Origin of the sequence: Streptomyces synnematoformans, from assembly GCF_039531005.1 — a bacterium.
Classification (GTDB): Bacteria; Actinomycetota; Actinomycetes; order Streptomycetales; family Streptomycetaceae; genus Streptomyces; species Streptomyces synnematoformans.
On sequence record NZ_BAAAPF010000414.1, the window covers coordinates 1 to 5,021 of the forward strand.

Consider the following 5,021-nt stretch of genomic DNA (forward strand, 5'->3'; position numbering starts at 1 on the left):
CGCGGGGGCCTGCGCGGCGGGGCCGGGGCCCGGGGCGTTCGCCGGGGGTGCGGGGGCGGCGGCGGGAGCGGCGGCGGGGTGGCCGTCCGCGTACGGGTAGCGGTCGAGATCCCCGTGGCCGGCGAAGCCGGACTCGGAGGAACGGGCCGTCATCATGGTCTGCGCAAGGGTACTCACGAAACCTTTGTCGGCGGGCGTCCCGGCCGCCTTGAGGGCTTTGGTGAAAAGCACACGAAAGGGTGATCGCCCAGCGTCCCTCCATTGACGCCGCTCCGGCGCGGAACCGGCGGGAAAACGGCAGGAAACCGGCTAATCACCAGGTGAGTTGAACACCCTCCGGACAAACCCCGGACCGCCGCCCCGCCCCAGGGAGCGGGCGCGGCCCGCGGTGAGGACGTACGCGCAGAGGAGGGCGCCGAGGGACAACACCAGCGCGTGCCCGAAGGGTTGGGCGGGCACGCCGAACACGCCGCCGAGGTGCGGCCGGCCCTCCGGCCACGGGATGTGCAGCAGGCGCATGAGCTGCAGCGGGAGTTCTCCGAGCCGGCGTACGGCGTCGGTGCCGGCCAGCGCGTGCACGCCGGGGGCGACGGCGACGGGCACGGTGAGCACGGCGGCCAGCCCCAGCGACGCCGACGTGAACAGCCCGGCGGCCAGCACGCCCGTCCACGCGCAGCCGACCGTCACGCCCGCCCAACTCAGCAGCTGCAGGCCGCCGTCCGCGGGCATGTCCACGACGTCGCCGAAGAGCACGAGCAGCGCCGTGGCGTCCGCGAGCAGAACGGCGACGAAGAGCAGCAGCGCCACGGCCGTGCTGACGGTGAGCTTGGCGAAGAGCAGGCCGAGACGGCGCGGCACGGCGCCGACGGCGGGGGTGAGCGAGGGGAAGCTGAACTCCTGGCCGAAGGCGTGCGCGCCGATCAGCCCGGCGCCGATCGCGGCGGGCGGCAGCGGGCACACCGGCGCCCAGCCGGTGAGCGTGCGGACGGCGGAGTCGTCGGCGACGGCGGCGCCGCCCGCGGAGTGCGCGAGGAAGGCGGCTCCGGCGACGGAGGCGGCGAGGGTGCCGGCGGCGGCGACGCGGGGCAGCCGGGAGCCGGAGGCGGCGCGGCGCAGCTCGTAGCGCAGGGGGTGGGCGGGGCCGGGGAGCCAGCGGCGGCGGAGCGGGCCGGCGAAGGGGGCGTCGCCGGAGGCGCCGAGGGAGGCGTCGGCGGGGTCGGCGCGGTCGGTAGGGCCGGTGGCGTCCGCGGGCTCGGTGTCGGTACCGGTGTCTGTGCCGGGGCCGGTGTCGGTGCCGGGTTCCAGGGTGGCGGTTGCGGTGGGAGGGCCGACGAGAACGGACTCGTGGGAGGAGGCGGTGAGTTGGTGCAGCAGGATGCCGTTGCGGTACGCCAGTTCGCCGACGGCGGCGCTGTCGGTCCCGTAGACGGCCAGGGCGCCGCCGTCCCGGCGCTCCACCTCGATGCGCCGCTCCGGCGTGCTGGCCTGCCGCGTCAGATAGCTGGCGAACCGCTCGGCCTGCGGCGTTCTGATGATCACGCAGGGGCGCAGCCGCAGCCGGGCGAAGTCGTCGGCCTCCTCGTCGGCGACGAGCCGGCCGGCGCGCAGCGTCAGGACGCGGTCGGCGAAGTGGGCGGCGACGCGGGGCTGGGCGGTGGCGAGCACGACGCAGACGCCGGCGGCGGCCAGCTCGCGCAGCAGCCCGTAGTAGAAGGCCGCCTCGCGGCGGGGCAGGTCGCGTACAGGGTCGTCGAGCAGCAGGGAGTGCGGCTGGCCGAGGAGGGCGGTGGCGAGTCCGAGGCGGCGGTCCATGCTGAGGGAGAGGGCGTCGAGCCGGTCGTCGGCGAGTGCGTCGAGGCCGACGTGCGTGAGCAGGGCGTCGGCGCGGGCCGCGGGGACGCCGACGGCGGCGGCGAGCATGCGCAGGTGGCCGAGCACGGTGCGGGCGGGGTGGCCCGAGACGTCGCCGAGCACGGCGCCGACCTCGCGGGCGGGGGCGGGGAGCCGGCCCAGCGGGCGGCCGTCGTAGAGCGCGATGCCCCGGCCGCCGTCCAGCTGGAGCATGAGGCGCAGCGCGGCGGTCTTGCCCGCGCCCGGCTCGCCGAGCAGCGCGGTGACGGTGCCCGCCTGAGCCTCGAACGTCAGGTCGCGCACGGCCGGGGGACGGCCGCTGCGGGGCCTGCTCGTGAGTCCGATGGCCTGGATCACCACACCTCCCGGAATCGGTTGATATCCGACATATAGGGATGATTGCGCAAGAGGTGCCCCGGGCTCGGGATTTCGGGCCCGGGCGGGGTGCGGCGTTGCGGATGTGTGGTCGTACGGGTGCATGTCCGGGCGGGCGTGGGCCGTAGCGGGTGTCCGGACGGCGGTGCGGGGGCGCCGGTCGTGGGCGGCGCGGGCGGTTCCGGCGTGCGCGGCGGTCAGACTTCGACGGTCAGACTTCGGGGCGCAGCATCGGCGGGTTGAGGAGCGTGGCGCCGCCGGCCTGGAAGAGCTGGGCGGGACGGCCGCCCTGCCGGGTGGTGGTGCCGCCGGTGGGCAGCAGGAACCCGGGGGTGCCCGTGACCTTGCGGTGGAAGTTGCGGGGATCGAGGGCGACGCCCCACACCGCCTCGTACACCCGGCGCAGCTCCCCGACCGTGAACTCCTGCGGGCAGAAGGCCGTGGCCAGCGACGAGTACTCGATCTTCGACCGGGCCCGCTCCACGCCGTCGGCCAGGATCCGGCGGTGGTCGAACGCCAGCGGCGGGTGCTCCTGCCCGTCGTCGGCGGCGGGCCCGACGAGGGTCTCGACCGGTGCCCAGCGGGCCCCGCCCACGTCGCCGCCGGGGCGGGGCGCGGGGAGGTCCGGGGCCAGCACCAGGTGCGCCACGCTCACCACGCGCATCCGGGGGTCGCGCTTCGGATCGCCGTACGTGGCGAGCTGTTCGAGGTGCGCGGCGTAGGCGGGGGCGTCGTCCGCCACCGGGCCGTGCGTGTGCAGGCCGGTCTCCTCCGCGAGTTCGCGGGCGGCCGCCTCGGCCAGGTCCTCCTCCGCGCGTACGAAGCCGCCCGGGAGCGCCCACCGGCCCTGGAAAGGGGCCTCGCCGCGGCGGACGATCAGCGCGCTCAGCGCGTGCCGGCGCACCGTGAGCACGACCAGGTCGACGGTGACGGCGAACGGGGGGTAGGCGGACGGCTCGTAGGGGGGCATGGCCGGGATCATAGTCGTCTGCCTGACGATAATCAGGACTTCCCGAGGAGACGGCGGGGGGGCAGGGGGCGGTGTTCAGGAGCCGAGTTGGAGGCCGGGGGCGGCTTCCTCGACGACGGCGTGGCCGAGACGGCTGACCCGTACGGCGAACGGCTCGCCGGCCAGCCGCCAGCCGGTCAGCTGAAGCGCGCCCAGCGGGGCCGTGCGGGGCGGACAGGCGGTGACGGTGCCGGCGGGGACGTCGGGGCCGAGGCCGGCGAGCGCGGTGAGGACGTGCACGGCGGCGGCGGACGCGACGGCGGACGGGCGGCAGGCGGCCGGGTGCGGGAGCGGGGCGCCGCCCGCGGTGCGCTGGTCGCCGGCGTACATCTCGGGGAGGTGGTGGCCGAAGTGCCCGGCGGCGTCGAGGAGTCCGCGGAGCAGGGTGCCGGCCTCCTTGTCGTAGCCGGCGGTGCAGAGGCCGGCAACGGCCACGGCGGTCTCGTGGACGTGCACGGCGCCGGCGCGGTGGCCGAAGGGGTTGAAGCCGGGTTCGGCGGCGCCGAGGCTGCGCAGGCCCCAGCCGGAGTCGAGGGCGGGACCGCCGAGGAGGCGGGCAAGCTGGCCGGCCTGGGCCTTGTCGAGGAGACCGGGGGCGGCACTCGGGGCGTCGCCTGGGGCGGCGGCGGGGGCGCCGGGAGGGGCGGCCGTTCCTGCGGTGTCGACGGAGCCGGTGGTGTCGACGGTGCCGGTGGCCGGGGCGGTGGGGCCGGTGACCGGGGTGGCCGGGGCGGTGGGGGCGGGGTCGCGGGTGAGGGCGTCCGCGGCGGTGGGCAGGAGGTGGGCGGCGGCACCGCCGAGGTGGGTGAGCGGACGCCCGTCGGCGGTGAGGGCCGCCGCGGGCCTGCCGCCGGCGACGTCCTCGGTCCAGAAGTCGGCGCGGAAGCGCTCGCGCAGCCCGGCGGCCCACTGCCGCCACCCGGTGCCGCCGGGGCGGCCGCAGGCGTCGAGGAGTTCGGCGCCGAGAAGGGCGGCGCGGTGGGCGTGCGCCTGGGTCTCGCAGCGGTACGGGCCGCCCGGGGCGGGGTCGGGAACGTAGCCGCGGTCGTCCGCCGCGGCGCGGAGCCAGGCGAGGCAGCGTTCGGCGGCGGGCAGGAGCCCGTCGACGTCCCGCTCCGGCAGACCCCAGCGGCGGGCCTCGGCGAGCACGGCGGGGAAGAGGAGCGTGGCCTCGACGCCGGTGGCCGTCGGGGGCAGGTGCGGGCCGGAGTCCCGGAGGGTCCCGGGCAGCCGGCCGGGCCCCGGGTCGCCGGCGGCGGGGGCCGCCGGCCAGGTGCGGGCGACGGCGCGGAGGGTGCCGGCGGCCAGACGCGTACCCAACGGGAGCAGCATGCGGGCGGCCCAGAGCGCGTCGGCGGGGGCGAGCGCGCAGCGCCACGGCACCCCGGCGACGAGGTGGACGTCGGCCGGCTCCGCGGGGTCGCGCAGCAGCAGCGTCCGCAGGTCGTCGAGGGCGGTGGCCAGCAACGGGGCCACCACCGGGTCGTCGCCCGCCGCGGCGGCGGCCGGGGACCAGGGGGCCGGGGGCAGCTCCCGCGGCCCCGCCTGGTCGGTCCCGATCCGCAGCTCCAGCGTGTGCGACGCGCCCGGCGCCAGCTCCAGGTGCCACCGCAGCAGCCCGGCGGCGGCGATCACGTCGTCGGGCGGCGGCTCCGCACTCACCCGGGCCCCGACCCCGGTCCCGACGCCGATCCCGGGGGCCCCACCCCCGCCCCCTCCCCCGCCGCTTCGTACGCCGCCGACCGCCGCGCCGCCGCCGACCGCATCGCCCACGCCGTCGCCACGG

The 5,021-nt window shown here is 77.9% G+C and carries 3 protein-coding genes; all 3 read right to left on the minus strand.

What is annotated here, in order from left to right; all coding sequences use genetic code 11:
- Positions 1-309: 309 nt before the first annotated feature.
- Positions 310-2,208: an ATP-binding cassette domain-containing protein gene (locus ABD317_RS33325; protein ID WP_344295005.1), complete on the minus strand. Its 1,899-nt coding sequence runs from the start codon at positions 2,206-2,208 to the stop codon at positions 310-312.
- Positions 2,209-2,437: 229 nt separating this feature from the next.
- Positions 2,438-3,196, minus strand: coding sequence for an NUDIX domain-containing protein (locus tag ABD317_RS33330; RefSeq protein WP_027752622.1), 759 nt, complete (start codon positions 3,194-3,196; stop codon positions 2,438-2,440).
- A 75-nt stretch (positions 3,197-3,271) separates the two neighbouring features.
- A partial coding sequence (locus ABD317_RS33335; RefSeq protein ID WP_344295008.1) for an amylo-alpha-1,6-glucosidase occupies positions 3,272-5,021 on the minus strand: 1,750 nt, incomplete at its 5' end.

What these genes read in the sequence shown, in the direction of transcription:
- ABD317_RS33330 (WP_027752622.1), bottom strand. Translation starts at nt 3,196, where the DNA reads ATGCCCCCCTACGAGCCGTCCGCCTACCCCCCGTTCGCCGTCACCGTC.